17 protein-coding genes are annotated in these 19099 nt (G+C 59.0%); 14 read left to right on the plus strand and 3 right to left on the minus strand.

Going from position 1 to position 19099, the window contains the following annotated elements:
* Positions 1 to 46: 46 nt before the first annotated feature.
* Positions 47 to 448, plus strand: a complete 402-nt coding sequence (locus tag ACFSKT_RS00845) for an NUDIX hydrolase (protein ID WP_377719907.1) — start codon at positions 47 to 49, stop codon at positions 446 to 448.
* Positions 449 to 555: 107 nt separating this feature from the next.
* On the opposite strand, the gene ACFSKT_RS00850 is transcribed toward ACFSKT_RS00845, so the two are convergent.
* Positions 556 to 1410, minus strand: coding sequence for an EamA family transporter (locus tag ACFSKT_RS00850; RefSeq protein WP_377719908.1), 855 nt, complete (start codon positions 1408 to 1410; stop codon positions 556 to 558).
* 389 nt (positions 1411 to 1799) lie between these two features.
* On the opposite strand from ACFSKT_RS00850, the gene ACFSKT_RS00855 reads away from it, so the two are divergent.
* The 4 genes from ACFSKT_RS00855 (at position 1800) to ACFSKT_RS00870 (ending at position 7173) form a co-directional block, all read left to right on the plus strand.
* Positions 1800 to 2351, plus strand: coding sequence for a DUF4269 domain-containing protein (locus ACFSKT_RS00855; RefSeq protein ID WP_377719909.1), 552 nt, complete (start codon positions 1800 to 1802; stop codon positions 2349 to 2351).
* Entirely contained in the window at positions 2348 to 2542 is a 195-nt protein-coding gene (locus ACFSKT_RS00860; protein ID WP_377719910.1) for a hypothetical protein, read from the plus strand. The genes ACFSKT_RS00855 and ACFSKT_RS00860 overlap by 4 nt, the downstream gene beginning before the upstream one ends.
* 209 nt (positions 2543 to 2751) lie before the next feature.
* Positions 2752 to 6507, plus strand: coding sequence for an alpha-L-arabinofuranosidase C-terminal domain-containing protein (locus tag ACFSKT_RS00865; RefSeq protein ID WP_377719911.1), 3756 nt, complete (start codon positions 2752 to 2754; stop codon positions 6505 to 6507).
* Between the two features lie 105 nt (positions 6508 to 6612).
* On the plus strand, positions 6613 to 7173 hold the full coding sequence (locus ACFSKT_RS00870) for an RsfA family transcriptional regulator (RefSeq protein ID WP_377719912.1): 561 nt from the start codon (positions 6613 to 6615) through the stop codon (positions 7171 to 7173).
* 91 nt (positions 7174 to 7264) lie between these two features.
* Here ACFSKT_RS00870 and ACFSKT_RS00875 read toward each other — a convergent pair whose 3' ends face one another.
* Positions 7265 to 7720 (minus strand): hypothetical protein, encoded by a 456-nt coding sequence (locus ACFSKT_RS00875; protein WP_377719913.1) that lies wholly within the window; start codon positions 7718 to 7720, stop codon positions 7265 to 7267.
* Positions 7721 to 7985: 265 nt separating this feature from the next.
* On the opposite strand from ACFSKT_RS00875, the gene ACFSKT_RS00880 reads away from it, so the two are divergent.
* The 5 genes from ACFSKT_RS00880 to ACFSKT_RS00900 all read left to right on the plus strand — a co-directional run bounded on the left by ACFSKT_RS00880 (position 7986) and on the right by ACFSKT_RS00900 (position 15208).
* Entirely contained in the window at positions 7986 to 11282 is a 3297-nt protein-coding gene (locus ACFSKT_RS00880; protein WP_377719914.1) for an OmpL47-type beta-barrel domain-containing protein, read from the plus strand.
* 255 nt (positions 11283 to 11537) lie between these two features.
* Complete coding sequence (locus tag ACFSKT_RS00885) at positions 11538 to 12980, plus strand: FAD-binding oxidoreductase (protein WP_377719915.1); 1443 nt, start codon at positions 11538 to 11540, stop codon at positions 12978 to 12980.
* Positions 12977 to 13516, plus strand: a complete 540-nt coding sequence (locus tag ACFSKT_RS00890) for an MFS transporter (RefSeq protein WP_377719916.1) — start codon at positions 12977 to 12979, stop codon at positions 13514 to 13516. The genes ACFSKT_RS00885 and ACFSKT_RS00890 overlap by 4 nt, the downstream gene beginning before the upstream one ends.
* Positions 13517 to 13562: 46 nt before the next feature.
* On the plus strand, positions 13563 to 14084 hold the full coding sequence (locus ACFSKT_RS00895) for a DinB family protein (RefSeq protein ID WP_377719917.1): 522 nt from the start codon (positions 13563 to 13565) through the stop codon (positions 14082 to 14084).
* 206 nt (positions 14085 to 14290) lie between these two features.
* The gene (locus tag ACFSKT_RS00900) at positions 14291 to 15208 is read left to right on the plus strand and encodes an NAD(P)/FAD-dependent oxidoreductase (RefSeq protein WP_377719918.1); all 918 of its coding nucleotides are present in this window, start codon (positions 14291 to 14293) and stop codon (positions 15206 to 15208) included.
* Positions 15209 to 15293: 85 nt separating this feature from the next.
* Here ACFSKT_RS00900 and ACFSKT_RS00905 read toward each other — a convergent pair whose 3' ends face one another.
* Positions 15294 to 15851, minus strand: coding sequence for a GbsR/MarR family transcriptional regulator (locus tag ACFSKT_RS00905; RefSeq protein ID WP_377719919.1), 558 nt, complete (start codon positions 15849 to 15851; stop codon positions 15294 to 15296).
* A 169-nt stretch (positions 15852 to 16020) separates the two neighbouring features.
* On the opposite strand from ACFSKT_RS00905, the gene ACFSKT_RS00910 reads away from it, so the two are divergent.
* The 4 genes from ACFSKT_RS00910 to ACFSKT_RS00925 all read left to right on the plus strand — a co-directional run bounded on the left by ACFSKT_RS00910 (position 16021) and on the right by ACFSKT_RS00925 (position 18688).
* Positions 16021 to 16839 carry an HAD family hydrolase gene (locus ACFSKT_RS00910; RefSeq protein ID WP_377719920.1) on the plus strand — a complete coding sequence of 273 codons (819 nt, stop codon included), beginning with the start codon at positions 16021 to 16023 and terminating at the stop codon, positions 16837 to 16839.
* Positions 16829 to 17170, plus strand: coding sequence for a DMT family transporter (locus ACFSKT_RS00915; protein WP_377719921.1), 342 nt, complete (start codon positions 16829 to 16831; stop codon positions 17168 to 17170). The genes ACFSKT_RS00910 and ACFSKT_RS00915 overlap by 11 nt, the downstream gene beginning before the upstream one ends.
* Positions 17171 to 17188: 18 nt before the next feature.
* The gene (locus ACFSKT_RS00920) at positions 17189 to 18064 is read left to right on the plus strand and encodes a metallophosphoesterase family protein (RefSeq protein WP_377719922.1); all 876 of its coding nucleotides are present in this window, start codon (positions 17189 to 17191) and stop codon (positions 18062 to 18064) included.
* Positions 18065 to 18454: 390 nt separating this feature from the next.
* Positions 18455 to 18688 (plus strand): hypothetical protein, encoded by a 234-nt coding sequence (locus ACFSKT_RS00925; protein WP_377719923.1) that lies wholly within the window; start codon positions 18455 to 18457, stop codon positions 18686 to 18688.
* Positions 18689 to 19099 lie beyond the last annotated feature (411 nt).

The raw sequence follows: 19099 nt of genomic DNA on the forward strand, positions 1-19099 counted from the left end.
CGCTATACTAAAAGAAACGCATGACGCAGAAGTCGGAGGATATGACGTGACGACCTTAATTGATAAAATCGCTTGGGTGAAGCTGTCGGAAGGTAAGCTACTGGGGGCAAAATCGTTCGGGAGAGAGCTATATTACATACCGGGCGGGAAGCGGGAGCCGGGCGAGTCGGATGCGGAAGCGCTGGCCCGCGAAATCGAGGAAGAATTGAACGTACGCATTCATCCGCAGACGATTCGGGCCTACGGCACGTTCGAGGCGCAAGCGGATGGCAAACCGGAAGGGGTGCAGGTTCGGCTGACTTGCTACACGGCCGATGCGGAAGGCGAGCCGAAGCCTGCCTCGGAGATCGAGGACATCGTATGGCTAACGTATGCAGACCGCGATCGGGTATCGGCGGCGAGCCGGCTGTTGTTCGACCGGCTGAGACAGGATGGTTTATTGGTTTAACCGTATGGCTGGCATTCAGAAGGAGCTTCATTCTCGCGACGGCGAGGAAAGGAGCTCCTTTTTGTATAGAAGGCGGCTATGCGAGGGGCAAACGACCGACTGGCGCGTCAAGATCCGCCCCAGATTCCGATGACGAGGATGCCGGCCGTGATGACGGCGGACATGGCGACCCGCGATCGACCGGCGGACTCCTTCAGCCAATAAATGCCGAATATCGTGCCGAAGACGGTCCCGATCTCGCGGATGGGCGCAAGGTAAGACAGCGGCGCAAGCGTCATGGCGAGCAAGAACAGCAGATAGGAGCCTGGCGAGAACATCGTGCCGAGCAAAATGGTGCTGCGGTTCGCCTTCCATTCGCGCCGTATGCCGCGGGACTTAAGCACGGCCGGCAGGAGAGCGAGCACGTATGCGAGGTTGCCGAGTTCGATGAGCGCGACGGGCGATAACCAGTTCAGCACCATTTTGTCCGTCATCACGTAGCCGGTGATGCAGCACCCGACCGCAAGGGCGAGCAGCAGCTTGCGGGATTCGGGACCGTTCATCGGCCGCAGCCGCGCCACGCCGCTGATCGCGAACAAGCCGGCGACGATGCAGCCGACGCCAAGCCATCCTGGGACCGACAGCGATTCCCGATAGATCCAGACGCTGAGGATCGGCACGAAGAGCGCCCCCGTACCGCGCATGATCGGATACATTTGGGACATGTCGCCGAAGCGGTACGTTTGCGGCAGCAGCAGTCCGTAACCGATTTGGAACAGAGCGGACAGCGCGATGAAGAGCCAGCCTTCCGCGGGTATGGAGGCGCTCGAGAGTTCGATCACGAAGAAGGGGAGCAGCATGACGGCGGATGCGATGTGGATCAGCCACAGAAACACCTGTTTATTCTGGCTTCGCTTCGTGAATAGATTCCACACGGCATGCGCAAGCCCGGAGCTAAGTACGAGTAAAATGGCGATCAACACGGCGATCCTCTCCTTATTGAATCCGTCGAGGGATGGGATAGGTTCAGCATACGTCCGCGTGTTCATGAAGTCAACATAAAACAACAAAAAACAACTAATCACAACTTTGTTCAAGCAGGGGACGAAGTAGTTGTTTTCTTTGAGCAACCTAAGCCTCTGCATGCGAGGGCTGTCAGTTTCCTCGTTTCGAGCAGGTTTTCTGACAACTTGCGAAATGAGGTGGCATCACCTTCAGATAAAGTGTGGTTGTGTGTTCAGTTGTTTTTATGTTGATCTTTTTCGTCACAATTCGTTGCAGGATTGACAAAACCTTCTCAGGCAGGGAGAATTTTGAGAGCGCTAAACCGAAAACGACGACGTCCCCGATAGGGAGCTTGGAGGATTGCGGCATGTTCATGACAATCGAGTACTTGCAAGCGGGCACAAGCCATCAGCGCGCGGCTTTCCTCGCCATTACGCGTCTTGGCCTCATGGAACGGCTGGCTGAGTATGGCCCTGTGTTGTGCGGGACGATTCCGATCGGCATCGATGTCGAGGGTTCGGATTTGGATGTCATTTTGGACGTACGGGATTCGGAACGGTTTCTTGCCATCGTCTGCGAACAATACGGCCATCTGCCGGCGTTCGAGACGTCGAGGCTCGAGGTCAGGGGCGTCCCTACCGTGACGGCGAACTTTCGCTACGACGGTTTCGCGTTCGAATTGTTCGGACAACCGCTCCCGGCGAAGGCGCAGAACGCGTATCGCCACATGGTGATCGAACACCGGCTGCTGGCTGCCCGGCCCGGGTTGAGGGAGATGATCGTGCAGTTGAAACGGCAGGGCGTGAAGACGGAACCCGCGTTCGCGCGCGTGCTCGGTCTCGCGGGCGATCCGTACGAGGCGCTGCTTCGATATGGGGAAGAAGCCGGGTTGACGGATGAAGCGGAGGGGCGTCGATGAGCCAGATCATCAGCGATCTTCCATTAAAGGAGATCGAGCGATTTTATCAGGATCAAGCGTTATCCGCCGACGGAACGAACCCGATCCCGATTAAGGTCCGAAGCGTAGGAGAAGCAGCTGGGCGGTACGAATATGTTCTTGAACTGATCGACGAGGGCCATTTGGCAGGCTGGGATATTCGCTGCGCATAATCGAGCTTTTGTTCGCCAACCAAATCATATTTCTATTAACCGGAAGGCGAGCCTAGCTCGCTTTTTTTATTCCCTTTTGGTTGATAAATGGAGCAAGAGCGTCTATTATGATAAAAGATTATAAATATATTTACTAAGTAATATATATGTTACTTAAGTGCAGCAATGACTCATGCCCATACTATACAGCCTATAAGGAGAACAAGGTCATGAACCGACAAGCATCATCTTCCGCGCGCGGCGAGCAGCTGATCGCGCATTACAAATTCGACGATGCCGAGGCGATCGGCAAGGACAGCTCCGCACACCGACGCGATGCATCGGCAGAGGGAACGAATCCGCCCGCCATCCATCACGTCGGCGGTCGTCCGGCCGCTGAATTCGCTGGCGGCGCGAGCGGCACGTCCTATCTCCGACTGCCTGCCGGACTGCTCGAAGGCATCTGCGACGCGACGGGCGTCACGATCAGCGCCTGGGTATATCTCGGCAAAGGCGGCGTCTGGGAACGCATATTCGACTTCGGCAAAGGTCCGGAAGGACCGTATTTCTTCTTGACCCGCAATCTCCGCGGCGTCTGCCATGCCGAGGGCGATCTGGTCGCGGACGGGGGCAAAGCTTATCCGAGCGGTGATTGGCTGCATATTGCCATGGCGGTTGCCGGTACCGAAGGCGGCACCCGCAGCAGCGCGGGGCCGGTTGTCTACGTGAACGGCGAAGCGATCGGCGACGGCACGATCAGTCAAACCTCGAGCGGGATGTACGCCAAGCTCCGCGCCTGGTTCGCTACCTTCGCGGAACCGCAGAACTACGGAAGCGCCTACATCGGCAGGTCGCAGTATGCGGCGGATGCCGACTTCGCCGGTTCGATCGCGGATTTCCGCATTTACTCGGCGGGATTGACGCAGGACGAGGTCATCGACGTCATGTGCGAATCGCTCACCGACGAGGAGATCGTCCACTTGGCGCGGGACAAGTACCTCTCGTTCCCGGGCACGATTATAACGGGCGACATCGAGCTGCCGAACGCTTTAATGGGCGGCAAAGTACACGTGGCCTGGAATTCCAGCCATCCGCGCTTAATTACGGGTTCGGGCGGGTTCGTGCAATGCAGCGAACCGACGGAGGTCGTCTTCACCGCCGCGCTTAACCGGGGCTCGTATACGGCGCTCCAATCGTATCGCGTCACGATCATGCCGAGACATCTCTCGCCTTACACGCTCCACGTGGACGGCGACCGCGCCGGATTGCCGATCAGTCCGACGATGTACGGACTCTTCTATGAAGACATCAACAACGCGGCGGACGGCGGGATCTACGCGGAGCTCGTACAGAACCGTTCCTTCGAATCGTTCGAATTCGATACGTATTCCCATGTTAGCGGCGCCTGCGGCTGCTCGACCGGACGCAATCGCAAGCCGCTGCATGCATGGTCGGGCGATCTGGATTTCGTAACCGTCCGCCATGAAGGGGGCTTGAACGAGCATCTTGGGCTTGCGGACGCGGAGACGAACACGCATTACGTGACCGTCCAAGACGGCGCGACGCTGCTGAATCGCGGCTTCGCCGATACGAACGCGCACTGCGCCATGTTCATCCGCGAAGGCAACCGCTATCTGTTCACGGTCTGGGCCAAAGCGGACCGTCCGGGCACGATCCGGCTGGAGCTTCGCGATGAAGCCGGCCGGCCGGTCAGCACGCAGACCAGCGTCGCTATTGAAGGAGATGGCAGTTGGCGAAAATATGGAGTAGATTCGCCGATCGCGCTAACGGGTGCCTCGACCGGCCTGAGCCAACTGGCGCTCGTATTCGAAGGCGAGATTTCCGTCGACATGGTGTCCCTTGTGCCGGCCGACGTATGGGGCGCGACGGAAGAGCCGCGCTCCGCCACCGCGCATTCGAACTACGCGGGCAACCCGAATTACCGGCTGCGCCGGGATCTGGTCGAAGCGCTGCTGGATCTGCACCCGACGTTCCTGCGTTTCCCGGGCGGCTGCATCTCCGAGGGCTCGTTTATATGGGACAACGTGTACGATTGGAAGGATTCCGTCGGCGACGTCGAGCGCCGCAAGGAGAACTTCAACGTCTGGGGCTATATGATGACGATGGGGCTCGGGTACATGGAGTACTTCCAGCTGGCCGAGGACTTGAACGCGACGCCGCTGCCGGTCATGGCGTGCGGGGTCTTGTGCCAGGCGCGCTCGGATTATGTCCATCCGGCGGGCGGCGCGCTGCGCGACTACTACGTCAAGAACTTCACGGATCTGATCGACTTCGCGATAAGCACCGATTTCGAAGGCAACGAATGGGCCGCCATGCGCAGATCGATGGGGCATGCAGCGCCGTTCGACCTGCATTATCTCGGCGTGGGCAACGAGAACTGGGGGACGGAGTTCTTCGCGAGCTTCGAGCATTTCAAGGCCGAGATCGACGCCTTCATGGCGCGGCAGTATCCGGGCTACGAGCTGCACATCATCTCGACCGTCGGCGCGCAGGCGGACGACGACGCGTTCCAGCAGGGCTGGAAGTTCCTCGCCGGCGGCTTGACGGGCACGGCTTCGGTGACGTTCACCGACGGCAAGACGGATACCGAAGAGACGATCTCTTGGTACGGCAAGCAGCCGAACTACATGGATACGATCGCGGACGAGCATTACTACCGGTCCAACGACTATCTGCTCCATAACGCGGACCGCTATAACTATTATTATCGGGCATACAATCCGGACGGCACGCTGAACGAACGAGAGACCTCCAAGGTGTTCGTCGGCGAATACGCCTCGACCGACAAGAACACGCTTGCGGGCGCGGTTGCCGAAGCGGCGCTGATGACCGGCTTCGAGAACAACGCGGACGTCGTGCGGCTGGCCGCGACGGCGCCGCTGTTCAACAAGGTGCTGACGGACGGCACGTACCGCTGGACGCCGGACTGCATTTGGTTCGACGACGAGACGCTCTGGTTTACGCCGAATTACTATGTGCAGCGGCTGTTCGCCAAGTATTTGGGCACGGAGACGGTGCCGACGCGTTTCGCTTCCTATCAAGGCGGGGAGCTGACGCCGCTGATCCCGCGCGGCGGGATCGAGATCGCGGCCGGCGGCGCGGAAGTGCGCGTGAAGCGGATCAAAGTCACGTCGAACGTGGACGGAGCGGTGCTGCTGGAGCAGGATTTCCGAGAGCCGCTGCATCCGGATTGGGCGGTTATTCCAGGGTCCGCCGGGTATTCGATCGATGCCGAGGACGGTCTCGTGCTGCGGCCGCAGGCCGGAGGGCGCAACGGGCTTTATCTCTATGACGACCGCTGGACGAACTATACGGTCGAAGCCGAAGCGACGAGACTGTCAGACGAGGATGGCCTTTATATTGGCGTTGGCGTGACGGCGATCGAGTCCGACCGGAAGGACGCCATCGAATATGCGGTCGGCTACGCAGCTGGCGATATTACCGCCGTGAAGGTGTTCAAGCGCGGCGTCGAGGGATATGCGCTCGGGGACTACTCGTCCAGCACGGCGGCGGGCAATCTGCGTGCGTGCAGCGATTTGGCGATGGAGCCGGGACGGCCTTACACGGTGAGCGTCGATTACGGCGGCGGTTCGGGTGACCGGCTCGTCTGCTCCTTCACGGACGGCAGCAAGACCAGCCGCGTGTTGGATTACAAGCTGGAAGCGTACAATCATGAGATCTTCAGCTCGGTTACCCGCGACCGCGAGCATGTCTATTTGAAGCTCGTCAATCCGGACTCGGCTTCGAAAGGCACGAAGCTTCAGCTTCACGGCATTGCCGTCCGGCCGGAAGGCAAGGTCGTCACCCTTACCGGAGAAGCAGCGCTGCTGCGCGTGCCGAACGTCAATCGCAAGGGCGACGAGCGCGTCGCGCCGCGCGAATCCGTCCTCGATCTGACCGGAGGCGAGACGGAAATTCAGCTCCCGCCGCATTCCGTGACGGTTGTCGTGCTTCGTCTGGCGTAAGGGTTGCCCAAATAAATAGCATTCTTTCGCCCATCTTGTTATCGAACGCGAGTCTTTGGCAATAATGAGAGATGTAGCATACGAGACAAGGAAGGCGATAACCTTATGAAATTAAACCGTAAAGATCAATGGACCCCCGAAGATGACGCGATCTTGGCGGACATCGTGCTGGAATATATCCGCGAGGGCCGTACGCAGCTTGGCGCATTCGACGCGGTAGGCGAGCGTCTGGGCCGCACGTCGGCGGCATGCGGCTTCCGCTGGAATTCCGAGGTTCGCAAACAGTACGCCGAGGAAATCAAGCAGGCGAAGCTGGCGCGCAAGCAGCTGACCGGACGCGGACGGAATACCGTGCTGCACTTCCGCCAGCTGCTCAAGACGACGGCTCCGGCGCACGATCAACAGGGCGAAGCCCAGGTAGGCGCGTTCTTGGCCGGCATTATTCAGCTGGCCGAGCAGCACCAGTCGCAGGTGCTCGGGATGGAGCAGACGATCCAGACGCTGCGCGCGCAGCTATCCGAGCGCGATCACGTGATCGACTCGCTGCAGGAGCGGCTGAACCGGGTCGACAACACGCTGCCTTCGGATACGCAGACGTTCTTGGCCATTCTGGAACGCGCGCGTCGGTTGGGCGTCATTGATTCGACGACGGAACAATCCGGATAATCGAACAAGCGCGGGGCTTTTCATTCGTAAGCCGATGTTCTCTCAGGAGGACATCGGTTTTTTCGTTGTGACCGCTTGCGGCGTGAAGACGTTACGTCCGGCCGCGCCTCGCATGCTCCGCTTGTGCGGTCAATCGCAGCGATGGCGCGTCTTGGCTGCGTCTCGCGGCGGCCGACTGCCGGTCGTCGATGTCGGCCTTGTGCGCCGGCACTTCTTTTGCGAAGCAGCCGTACAACCGCTCCAGCTCCCGCTGCTCCTCGTAGAGATCTCGATAGATGCCGCTGAGCGGAGGCGGGTCGTCGTCGCCCTCGCGCGCGAAATCAACGACGATTGTCTTGGCGCGGCGGCTGGCCGGACGCGCATACGTCCTGCGGTACAACAGGATAACTCCGAGAAGAAGTATAAGCGTAACGAGCATTGATCTGCCGATATCCGCCTCTCCCGTCATGCCGATTATGAGGAGGGCGAATACGGCAGCGGGAACAAGCAAAAGGGTGATGGCGGCCAGGGTCAGCAATCGCTCCAGCCGCCGGAACCATATTCGCATAAGCAGCACCTCGCCCGGATGATACTTTTAACCTATGCGCGAAGGGGTTATCCGCATTTCTGGCCGGGCCTTTCTTCTCTGGCGAAGGAGAAGCATGCGCTAGCAACCGCGCGCTGTACGCATGCTGACGGTGCGAGTGGCGAGTAAAGCTTTTTACACCATGACAAAATAAGGAGCAGGTTCGATTTACAAAATCATAGAGATTGTCATAGCCTAGTTTCTGGTACACTAGTTTCATAGTTTTGCCACTACTAGGAGGATGATTATGGGATTCAAGTCTGCTTGGACATCCAAAGTTCTCAAAACCACGCTCGCGTTCGCGCTGGCGGTTCCGGCGCCTTTCCTGGCCGCCGGCAGCTGGCATACGGCACGGGCGGAAGGGCCGGCCGATCCGGCGCCGTTCATCGACGCGAAGGTGGTGAATGGCAACGCGGGCAAGAAGGTGCTGTTCGACAACACGCACGCCCAGACGGCGGGAGCGGCCGACTGGGTCATCGACGGCGCCTTCTCGGACTTCGGGAACGCGCTCGCGAATAACGGCTACTACGTCAAGGAGCTGCGCAAGACAACGCCGATCACGCTTAGCGATCTGAGCGGGTATGACGTATTCGTCGTCGCGGAGGCCAACGTGCCGTATAAGACGAGCGAACAAGCGGCCATGCTGCAATATGTCCAGAGCGGCGGCAGCATCTTCTTCATCGGCGACCATTACAACGCCGACCGGAACAAGAACCGCTGGGACGGCAACGAAGCGTTCAACGGCTACCGCCGCGGAGCGTGGACCAACCCGGTGCAAGGCATGGACGCGGAGGAGGCCGCTTCCGCGCAAATGCAGGATGTCGCCAGCTCCGATTGGCTCGCGGACAACTTCGGCGTACGATTCCGCTACAACGCGCTCGGCGACATCAACGCGACCAACGTCGTCGCGCCGGAGCAGGCGTTCGGCATCACGGAGGGCGTGGACGCCGTCGCGATGCACGCGGGATCGACGCTCGCCATCACCGATCCGAACAAGGCGAAGGGCATCGTCTACCTGCCGGAGACGAACGAAGCATGGCCGAACGCGGTCGACCAAGGCGTCTATAATGGCGGCGGCGTAGCGGAAGGCCCGTATGTGGCCATCGCCAAATCGGGCGCGGGCAAAGCGGCGTTCATCGGCGACTCCTCGCCGGTCGAAGACGCGACGCCGAAATACTTGCGCGAAGATACGGGCGCGAAGAAAACGACCTACGACGGCTTCAAGGAGGTCGACGACGGCAGGCTGCTCGTCAACATGATCGATTGGCTGGCGGAGAAGGAAAGCTACACGGCGCTATCCGAGGTCGACGGTCTTCAGCTTGATCAGCCGACCGCCTTGCTGCCGTTCGAGGAGCCGGCCGCTTCCACCGAGCCGAAGGCCGAGCCGTGGTCGGCGCCGAACGCCGGCTACAAGTGGTACGACCGCAGCACCTTCAAGCCGGGCTCCTACGGCGGACCGGCGGCGACGGCGAGCGCGACTTACAGCTTCGTGCATCAAGCGGTGCTGCCGAACGCGGCGGATTTCCAGATTCGGATCGTCATCGATAATTTGCCGGCCAATACGACGGTATCCGGTTATCAAGCCGGCATCTACCTGGTCAGCGGCGGCGCGCAAATCGCCAAGTTCCAGAACGCCGACGGTACATGGCCGGCGACGGAAGCTTACAGCACGGCGTTCAGCCTGACCTCAAATTCGAAAGGTCATGCGTATAAAGATTTGACCGTGCGCATCAAGCCGGGCACGACGGCGGCCGCGAACCTGCGCCTGCGTCAGAACGGCACCAATCTGAAGACCGCGGCCGTGACGCTGGGCAACGTGCCAGCAGAGCCGCTGCCGGAAGAACAGAATCCGATTCCGGCTCAAATCGCCATCTCCGAAGCCCGCGCCAAGACGGTCGGCACCGTCGTGACGGTCGAAGGCGTCGTGACGACCGAGCCCGGCGCGTTCGGCGGACAAGCGTTCTATCTGCAGGATGCAACCGGCGGCATCTACGTGTTCCAGAGCTTGAGCGGCTTCCATGCCGGCGACAAAATCAAGATTACGGCGCCGACGGCGCTCTATAATACGGAGCTCGAACTCGTCGATCCGGTCGCGATCGAGAAGACCGGCACGGCTGCGGTTCCGGCGGCGAAGACGGTCGATGCCGTCAACGACGCGAATCAAGGTCAGCTGGTGGAGCTGCGCGACGTGACGATCGCGAATATCATCGCGGCTTCCCCGACGGGCTCCTTCGAGTTCGACGCGGTCAAAGGCGACGCGAGCACGCATGTGCGCGTCGACGGACGCACCGGTCTAACGCTGTCCACGTTCCCTTATCAAGCCGGACAGAAGGTCAGCATCCAAGGCGTCGCGGCGATCTTCAAAGGCGTCTATCAGCTCAAGCCGCGCGGCATTGCCGATTTCGCGGCGGCATCGGACGCGGAAGCGCCGGTCACGACAGCGTCCGTGTCGCCTGCAGCTAACGCGAATGGATGGCATAACGAGAACGTTGTGCTTACGCTGGCGGCGACCGATAACGGCAGCGAGCCGATTACGACCGCCTATCACTTGAACGGCGGCGCCTCGGGCGATTATGCAGGACCGGTCACGATCGCCGAAGAAGGCGTCAACGTCGTGACGTTCGCATCCGTCGATGCGGCCGGCAACCAGGAAGCGGCGCAATCGGTGCAAGTGAAGCTGGACAAGACGGCTCCGACCGCCAGCCTGACTCAATCCGGCGGCAGCGTGGGCGATGTGACGGATACGGATACGCTGCGATTCGAGCTGGCCAGCGCCGACGCCGTATCGGGCGTCGCCTCGGAGACGCTGCTGCTCGACGGCACGGTCATCGCGGAAGGCCAAGACGTGCAGGCTTCGAGCCTCGGCGAGGGCGAGCATGCGGTCAGCTACGCGGTAGTCGACGCGGCGGGCAACAAGACCGAAGCATCCGTGACCTTCGCGGTGAAGTCCTCCACGACGGTATCCACGGGCAAACCGGGCAAGCCGGTGCTATCCAGCACGAGCGGGTATTCCGGCTTGAAGGACGGCAATTACACGGTGACGATGAACATGTGGTGGGGCCAGAACGGCACACGCTTGAACGTCTATGAGAACGGCGTGCTCGTCCACGCCCAATCGCTGACGGACGCGGCGCCATCCGCCCAAATCGCGAAGTTCGACGTAAGCGGCAAATCGAACGGCACGTACACGTATACGGCGGAGCTGAGCAACAAGTACGGGACGACCGTCAGCGAGCCGCTGGTCGTGCAAGTGACGGACGCGGCGCCGGGCAAGCCGGTTCTGTCGCACGATAACTGGGACGGCGACGGCAGCTTCAACGTGACGATGAACATGTGGTGGGGCACGAACGCGACCGAATACCGGTTGTACGAGAACGGACAGCTGGTCGACTCGAAGCCGCTTGCCTCCGCAACGCCGGGCGCGCAAAGCGCGGTGACCGCGATTAGCGGCAAGCCGGCAGGCGTCTACGAGTACGAGGCCGTGCTGGTCAATGGCGCAGGCTCGACGAGCAGCGCGAAGTTGACCGTCCAGGTGACGAAGTAATCGAACTTATTTATCCATGAATGAAGAAACGTCGGATGCGCCTAAAGCGCGTCCGGCGTTTTTCTTTTTGTCGCGAACCGGACATTCGCATAGGAACGCAAGCCGCATTGTTGTCGCAGCCTTTGCCCGATTCAAGGGGGGAATGGTGGCGTCTCCTCGGCCTTCGCGAACGGTACTAGCGAAAGTTAGTACTAGGTGGGCGCTTGCGGCCGAAGGATAATGGAACGATAGAGCGCTTAAGCAAGGAGGATTCCGATGAAAAAAGCGTTCGCGCTTGCGCTGCTGGCCGCCTTATGCCTGCACACCTATGCGCGATTCCAATCGCCGGATCAGGACCCGTACCTGATTACGGATTACAGCCGGCTTCATCCGGTCAAAGTGAACCGCGTCGTCACGGGGATGGAAGAACGCCAGCTCCGAGACTTGGTACTGGAGGCGCGCGACAAAGACCTGACGATCTCGATCGCGGGCCAGCGTCACAGCCAAGGCGGGCATACCTACTACAAAGACGGCATCGTCCTTGACATGACCGCGTTCAATCGCGTCCTCGATTTGGATCCCGTCAGGCGCACGATCCGCGTCCAAGCCGGCGCCACATGGGGCGACGTGCAAGATTACGTCAATCCGCACGGCTTGTCCGTGAAGACGATGCAATCGCAGAACATCTTCACGATCGGCGGTTCGCTCAGCGTGAACGCGCATGGCCGAGATATTCGCAACGGTTCGCTCATCGCGAGCGTCGAATCGTTCCGGCTTATGAACGCTCAAGGCGAGACGATCCACGTGAGCCGAACCGAGAATGCGGCCTTGTTCCCGCTCGTCATTGGCGGCTATGGTTTGTTTGGCATCATCGTGGACGTCACGCTGCGCTTGACGGACGACGAGTTGTACCGCATGCGGACGGATGCGATGGACGTGTACGCCTACAGCTCGTATTTCGAACGAGAGGTGCTCGGCAATCCGGACGTCCGCATGCATCTTGCGCGCATATCGGTGGCGCCGGATCATTTTCTGACCGATATGTACGCCATCAATTATGTACGGGACGAATCCGAGCCGCTGCAGGCACATAATCGGCTGCGGGAGCAGGAGAGCGGGGTGCTGCCCGCCAAAATCATGTTCGGCCTAAGCCGCAAGACCGGCTGGGGCAAAAACACGCTGTGGACGATGCAAAAGGCGCTGTTCGAAAGGCAGGAGGGGCAACTCATCTCCCGGAATAACGCAATGCGATCGGAGTCGGCTTTCATGGATTATCAAAGCGCGACGGATCAGGACCTGCTGCAGGAATATTTCATCCCCGTGGAACGATTTGCCGAATTTATCGACGATTTCCGAAGCGTGCTGGATGACGAACGGCTGAATTTGTTGAATATTACCGTGCGTTATGTCAATCGCGACGAAGAAGCCGCATTATCCTATGCCACCGACGATATGTTCGCGCTGGTGTGTCTGTTCAACGTTCCGCTCTCCGAGGAAGGACAAGCGCATACGAAGCAGGCCATTCAAGCCGTGATCGACCGCGTGCTCGCGCATAAAGGAACGTATTATTTGCCCTATGCCGCCTATCCGACCGTCGAGCAGTTTCACGACGCTTATCCGGGCGCAGAGGCGTTCTTCCGAGCAAAGGAGCAGGCGGATCCGGCCTCGCGGTTCGTCAACTATTTTTATGAGGATTACGGAAGGGAAGGTCGGCGATGAACATCCGATGGTTAATTCGCTCGCAAACGATGGTAACGCTGGCTGCGGGGATGATCTATCCGTATTACTTGCTCTTTCTGAAAAATCTCGGGAACAGCTTCACGAAATACGGCTTGGCGTTCGCGGTGTTCACGATCAGCTCGGCCGTGGCTTCCCAGTGGCTTGCCCGGAGCGTGGACCGTCACGGCAAACGGATGCTTGTCGCAAGCTCGCTCGGCATGATGGCCGCGATGGCCGCGTTCCCCTGGGTCATGAGCTATTCCGTGGTGCTGCTGCTTCAATTGTTGATGGGCGTCTGCGGCGCCATGCAGAAGATGAGCGAACGGACGCTGCTTGCCGACCTGACGGAACGCGGGAATCGGGGCAAGACGATGGGAGAGTATCAATTCTGGACGTCCGTCGCCTCCGGCTTGGCGGTCGTATTCGGCGGGTATCTGATCGATCTGCTGACCATCGACGCCTTATTTTATGTCAGTGCCGGAATCTATGGAGCGAGCGCTTGGGTGACATGGCGGCACAAAAGGGTGCTATACTGAGGAAGAGCAAGCACCTTTGAACAATGAAATAGAGGAGAAACGCAGGATGAAGCCTGACCGTATTTATGCCCGTTTCCTAACGTTATCGCAGCATTATATGACCGAGCTGGACACGTACGCGTGGGAGGCGTTCAACCGGAAGCCGTCCGCGGATTCGTGGTCGCTCGGCGAAATGTACAGTCATATCATCAATACCGGCTTCCTGCAGATGCAATCGCTGCACGCCTGTCTGCAAGCGCCGGAGAACCGAGAAGCCAAGAAGACGTCCGCCGGCAAACTCGTCTATCTGATCGGCTGCATCCCGCCCGTCAGAGCGAAGGTGCCGAAATCCGCGGAAGGGACGGCAAGCGTGCCGGCCGACAAGCAGGAGCTGATCGACAATATGGCTCAGCTGCGCAGGCAGATGGAAGAAGCGCTGCCGCTCGTGAAGGTCGCCTCGCCGAATCGCAAAGTGGAGCACCCGTATTTCGGCTATATTAACGCCCTGGAATGGTATCATCATATCGTCATGCACGTCGCGCATCATTTGCGTCAGAAGAAGCGGATCGATGCTTTTCTGAAGCGATAGCGCCGGGCGAAGCGCGAATAGAAGGCCGCTGGAACGGTTGTAGTCGTCCAGCGGCCTTCTCGCGTTTAGGCGGACCATGGACGGCTTCCTCGAAAACGTAAAAATAACGTATAGACAAATCGAGGATATCGTGGATATAATATATCTATAATTAAGCAATACGATTCAACCAACCCTACACGAAATCGATAAAGGATGGGATTAGAGTGAACAATACGAACCAATTTGACGTCGCTATTATCGGCGGCGGACCGGCAGGGCTAAGCGGGGCCTTGGTGCTCGGGCGAGCCAGAAGAAGCGTCGTCGTCATCGACGAAGGGAAAGCGCGCAATCGGGTCACGCGCGAGACGCACGGTTTCCTGACGCGGGACGGGGTTAGCCCGAGCGAATTCAGAGCCGCGGCAGCCGAGCAGATGCGGCAGTACCCGTCCGTCTCTCTCGTGCAGGACGCGGCCGTGGAAATCAGCGGCGCCGATGGGGCTTTCCGCATCGTAACCGCGAGCGGCGACGCGTACGAAGCGAAGAAGCTGTTGTTCGCCGTCGGCAAGAAAGACCGGCCGTTGGACATAGCGGGATTAGCCGATGCATATGGCCGAAGCGCGTTCGTCTGTCCCTACTGCGACGGCTGGGAGCTGCGGGATCAGCCGCTTGCGGTCATTGCGAGCGGGGAGGGTGCGATGCATATGGCCAAGACGTTGGCGGGCTGGACGTCGCGGTACGTCATCTGCACGAACGGGCCGGACGGCTTGACGGACGAGCTGCGCGAAGCTTTGGCCAAGCGCGATATCCCCTTGTATGACGCCCCGATCGAACGGATCGAATCGAAGGAGGGGATGGTGGAGCAGATCGTGCTTCAGGATGGACAGCGCCTTGCATGTACCGGGATTTTCTTCGCGCCGGCGCTCGTCTCCGGATCGGACCTCCCGCAATCGCTCGGATGCGAGATGACGGAAGCGGGCAGTCTCGTCATTAATGAGTTCGGCGGTACGAGCGTGCCTGGCGTATTCGGCGCCGGAGACGCGGCTACGATCAGGTATCAAGCCATCATGGCGGCGTCGATGGGATCCATCGCTGCGGTCGGCATCAATATGGAGCTGCTTCAGGAAACATGGGACAACGCGTAACCATTCGGGGCGAGTAGAAAAAAACCGGACGCTGCGGACCAGTCGGGGAAACTCGGCTAAGGGTTCACGTCCGGTTTTTTTGCGCTTAAGGGCTGTCGCCCCGTGCCGTCTGATCGCCGAATAGCTCGCCCGCTTCCAGGCGGTCGACGAAACGCTGGAGCCACTCGTAGTACTTGATGCCGTGTCGAAGCTTATGCAGGTCGGCCAAGCAGCGCTCGCGTTCTTCCGCGGGTGTCGCTTCGGACAAGACGAGCTCCGACAGCTCGGGCAGCACCTCGTGAATCGCGCCTGTCATGACGTCGATCTCCCGCTGCAGCTTCATCGTGAAGAAGCTGCGGAACGCCTGGAAGAAATCGGTCTCCGCGACATATTGGTCCTTGCGGTCGAGCTTTTCCTCCAGCTTGGTCACCATCTTGGATTCGAGCAGCGATCGGATGGCATAGCTCATGTTGCTCTTGCTCATGTTCATATGGCCCATCATATCTTCGAGCGTGAACGGCTTGTCCTCGAAAAACATGATGCCGTACAGCTGACCGAACGAATAATTCGCGCCGTATAAGTCCATCGTCTGGGCGATCGCGTCGATGACCGTGCCGCGAAGCTGCTCGCGTCGCGTATCTTTCTCCCCGATTTCTCTCTTCATGGCGAAGTCTCCTGTTCCCTAGTGATGCTTCCATCTTCTTTTCGCTACTTATTGTACATGAAAATTTGTACGTTATCGAGCAATTCGCGAATTCATCTTGATAAATTCAAACAATTCAATAATAATTGAACGAAAGAGGGCGAATTGGAAGTCTAAGGGAGAGCTGCGAATGGGAATGATCGCCGTAAACGGGAAATCGTACGCGATAGCGGGTTTGTTATTCGATAAAGACGGCACGATCCTGGATTTTGTCTCGATGTGGGGCCCCTGGTGCGAATGGCTGCTGCAAGGGTATATCGGGCGGCTCGAGCAGTCCGCCGCGGGAAGCGTCATGTCGTTAGGCTTGACGCCCGAGTTCCTGCCGCGATTGCTTGGCACCATGCACCAACCGGACGGCCGAATCGTCGATTATGACCGGAATGGACCGCTGGCGATGGGAACGATGCCGGAGCTGTTCGGCATTTTGTCCTGGCATGCCTACCAAGCCGGACTATCTTGGGCGGAGGCGAAGGAGCTCGTCGAGGCTTGCCGTCTGGAGGCGGAGGACCGATTGGCGAAGACGAAGCCGATCAAGCCCCTGCCGGGACTGATTGCGCTGCTCGAGGCGGTGAAAGCGGCGGGCATGCCGATGGCCGTCGTGACGGCCGACGATACCGGGCCCGCCGAGCGGCATCTGGCTTGGATGGGCATCCGCCATTATTTCGAGACCGTCGTCGGGAACGATCTGGCGGAGCGCGGCAAGCCGTTCCCCGATCTGATGGAGCTGGCTTGCCGCCGGCTTGGCGTCGAGTGCGCAAGCGTCGCGATAATCGGAGATACGAATGCCGACATGCGAATGGGGCGCGCGGCAGGCGCGGCCGTCACGATCGGCATCGCGCCGCCCGATGAAGCCGGCTTCGCGGATGTCGCGGCTCGTCTGCCGGATGCCGACCACGTGATCGCGGCTTATGCCGAATTAAGCGTACGGGGAGCAACCGATGAAGGCTGAGGCCGCATGGGGCTGGGTATTTTTGGCGATGGCCATCGGACTCGAGCTGTCGGGGACGCTCGCGATGAAATATTCCGCTGGCTTCTCCCGCCTTTGGCCGTCCGTGCTCATGTTCGCATTCTACGGTGCAAGCTTCACGTGTTTGAATTTCGCGCTGAAGACGATCAACGTCAGCATCGCCTACGCGATTTGGTCCGGCGTCGGCATCGTGCTGATTACGCTCGCAGGGTTCGTCTTGTTCAAGCAGCCGCTGCCATGGACATCGATGATCTGGGTCGGCGTAATCGTCGCCGGCGTCGTCGGATTGAACATAAGCGCAGGCGGACATTAAAAGGTGAGGTGGCTGGCTATGCAGCAGAACGGGAGACTGGCTTGTTTTCAAGTGATAACCGATACCCATGTGACAACGGATGCGCAGCATGTCCATAATCGAAATTTCGAACGGGCGCTGCTCGATATCGCCGCCCTCGAACCAGGCAGCATCGGCATTATGCATGTCGGGGATATCACGGACCATGGCTGGGAAGCGGAGTACGTCGAGATGGCGCGGATCTGGGCGCAATGCCGCGAGCAGGGGCTGTCGGTCCCGATCCGCTTCGCGCATGGCAACCATGATCTGTTCGGCGGCAAGGCGGAAGCGCAGCTAGAGCGGTTCCGGCGATATACGGGGATGCCGGGTCCGTATCATGCGCACGAGGTCGGCGGGTACCGCTTCTTGTTCCTCGGGTCGGAGCAGGTGGAGCCGGAGCGGAAGGATTTTGCCTATCTGTCGGGCGAGCAATTGGCGTGGCTGGACGTACAGCTTCGCGGCGCGAATGAAGAGAAGCCGGTCTTCGTCTTCCTGCATCAGCCGCTCAAGAATACCGTATCCGGCTCGCTCGAAGCGCAAGGGTGGCACGGCGTCATTCAGGACGAGGAGCTGCACGCGATTGTCTCCCGTTATCCGCAGGTTATGCTGTTCAGCGGGCACACGCATTGGGAGCTGGAAGCGCCCCATGCGCTGCATATCGGAGGCGGCCATGGGCCGGCCATGCTTAACGCCGCTTCGGTCGGGTATTTGTGGACGGACGAGGATGAGCATAAGGCGGGCAGCCAAGGCTACTTCGTGGATGTGTACGCGGATCGCGTCGTTGTGAGGGGAAGGGATTTTGCAGGCGGACGCTGGGTGGACGAAGCCGCATTCGAACTCGGGCGCGGCGCGCTGCGAACAGGTGGAACGCGTTAACCCGATAGGCGTGGGCGATGTGTGCAAGCAGGCTTTGGGCGCGGGATTTCCGGCCTTGGAGTCTGCTTTTCGTTTGGAGAACGAATGTGTAATTTGGTATAATTTAGGTAATTCTTAGCCAGCCAGAGCGTGCGCATCGTTTATCGGGGATGAACTTCTATCCATTTTGCGGAGGGCGTTTGTCATTATGGTCAAAGGGAACCCAAAGGGAACCCATCGCGGCAGCAGGGACCAAGCCAACAACAGCAACTCAACCACCGGCGCGATCGCGCAACGGCCGCGACATCGAAGTCCAAACTGGGTCAAGCGGAAGCCAGAGCAAGAGCCGGCGTCCGGCAGGACTGGCGGAGCGGTCTGGACAAGCCGCCGAACAGCGATCGATCGCGAACCGTGCCACAAGGTACAGCGAGCAGCATAAGATCGGCGGGTGCCGCGGATCAAGCGAAAGCCGGCGATCGGATCGTCGTCACGATCAAGAGACCGATCATCGACATGGACGAGCCGTGGGGCTACCGGAACAAAGCGCAGCTTCAAGTCGGCCGGACGAACGGCGAGCTGCAGGTCGGACTTTATGCTCGCGGCGAGACGAAGCGCAAGCGCCTTCCCCAGAAGAAGGCGATATAGAAAATCGCATAAAAATCAGTTGATAGAGCAATTTCAAAAGCTGCTTGAATATGATCATTATTTATTAAGCCATGATTTGAATGAAAGAACTATTGCTCATAAATTAGCAGTATATCTTCAAGAAGAATTTAATGAGTATAATGTCGATTGTGAATATAACAAAAATGTTGAGGAGGACAATGACTCAAAAAAACGAAGCGAGAGTTCCCGAATTAATATGGTATAGAGATGGTGAGAGACTAGACGGAGTGGATAAAACAGGAAGGTGACCCAAGGAGCTATTTCTTGGTAAACTATGAGAGAGTTTTAATAGTAGGCGTGATGGAGGAATATTAGTGGATCGTTTATGTTCAACAAGATGGATTCTCCTGTTCTTATGCGTTTTTATCGGAAGTGCTGGGTTAGGATCGA

This window comes from Paenibacillus xanthanilyticus (genome assembly GCF_042682185.1).
GTDB classification, from domain to species: domain Bacteria; phylum Bacillota; class Bacilli; order Paenibacillales; family Paenibacillaceae; genus Paenibacillus_Z; species Paenibacillus_Z xanthanilyticus.

Excerpts from the sequence above, each read along its gene's own strand:
- ACFSKT_RS00915 (WP_377719921.1), top strand. The coding sequence starts at position 16,829 with ATGAAGGCTGAGGCCGCATGGGGCTGGGTATTTTTGGCGATGGCCATC.
- ACFSKT_RS00910 (WP_377719920.1), top strand. The coding sequence starts at position 16,021 with ATGGGAATGATCGCCGTAAACGGGAAATCGTACGCGATAGCGGGTTTG.
- ACFSKT_RS00860 (WP_377719910.1), top strand. The coding sequence starts at position 2,348 with ATGAGCCAGATCATCAGCGATCTTCCATTAAAGGAGATCGAGCGATTT.
- ACFSKT_RS00920 (WP_377719922.1), top strand. The coding sequence starts at position 17,189 with ATGCAGCAGAACGGGAGACTGGCTTGTTTTCAAGTGATAACCGATACC.
- ACFSKT_RS00895 (WP_377719917.1), top strand. The coding sequence starts at position 13,563 with ATGAAGCCTGACCGTATTTATGCCCGTTTCCTAACGTTATCGCAGCAT.
- ACFSKT_RS00875 (WP_377719913.1), bottom strand. The coding sequence starts at position 7,720 with ATGCGAATATGGTTCCGGCGGCTGGAGCGATTGCTGACCCTGGCCGCC.
- ACFSKT_RS00855 (WP_377719909.1), top strand. The coding sequence starts at position 1,800 with ATGTTCATGACAATCGAGTACTTGCAAGCGGGCACAAGCCATCAGCGC.
- ACFSKT_RS00885 (WP_377719915.1), top strand. The coding sequence starts at position 11,538 with ATGAAAAAAGCGTTCGCGCTTGCGCTGCTGGCCGCCTTATGCCTGCAC.
- ACFSKT_RS00865 (WP_377719911.1), top strand. The coding sequence starts at position 2,752 with ATGAACCGACAAGCATCATCTTCCGCGCGCGGCGAGCAGCTGATCGCG.
- ACFSKT_RS00890 (WP_377719916.1), top strand. The coding sequence starts at position 12,977 with ATGAACATCCGATGGTTAATTCGCTCGCAAACGATGGTAACGCTGGCT.
- ACFSKT_RS00870 (WP_377719912.1), top strand. The coding sequence starts at position 6,613 with ATGAAATTAAACCGTAAAGATCAATGGACCCCCGAAGATGACGCGATC.
- ACFSKT_RS00905 (WP_377719919.1), bottom strand. The coding sequence starts at position 15,851 with ATGAAGAGAGAAATCGGGGAGAAAGATACGCGACGCGAGCAGCTTCGC.
- ACFSKT_RS00880 (WP_377719914.1), top strand. The coding sequence starts at position 7,986 with ATGGGATTCAAGTCTGCTTGGACATCCAAAGTTCTCAAAACCACGCTC.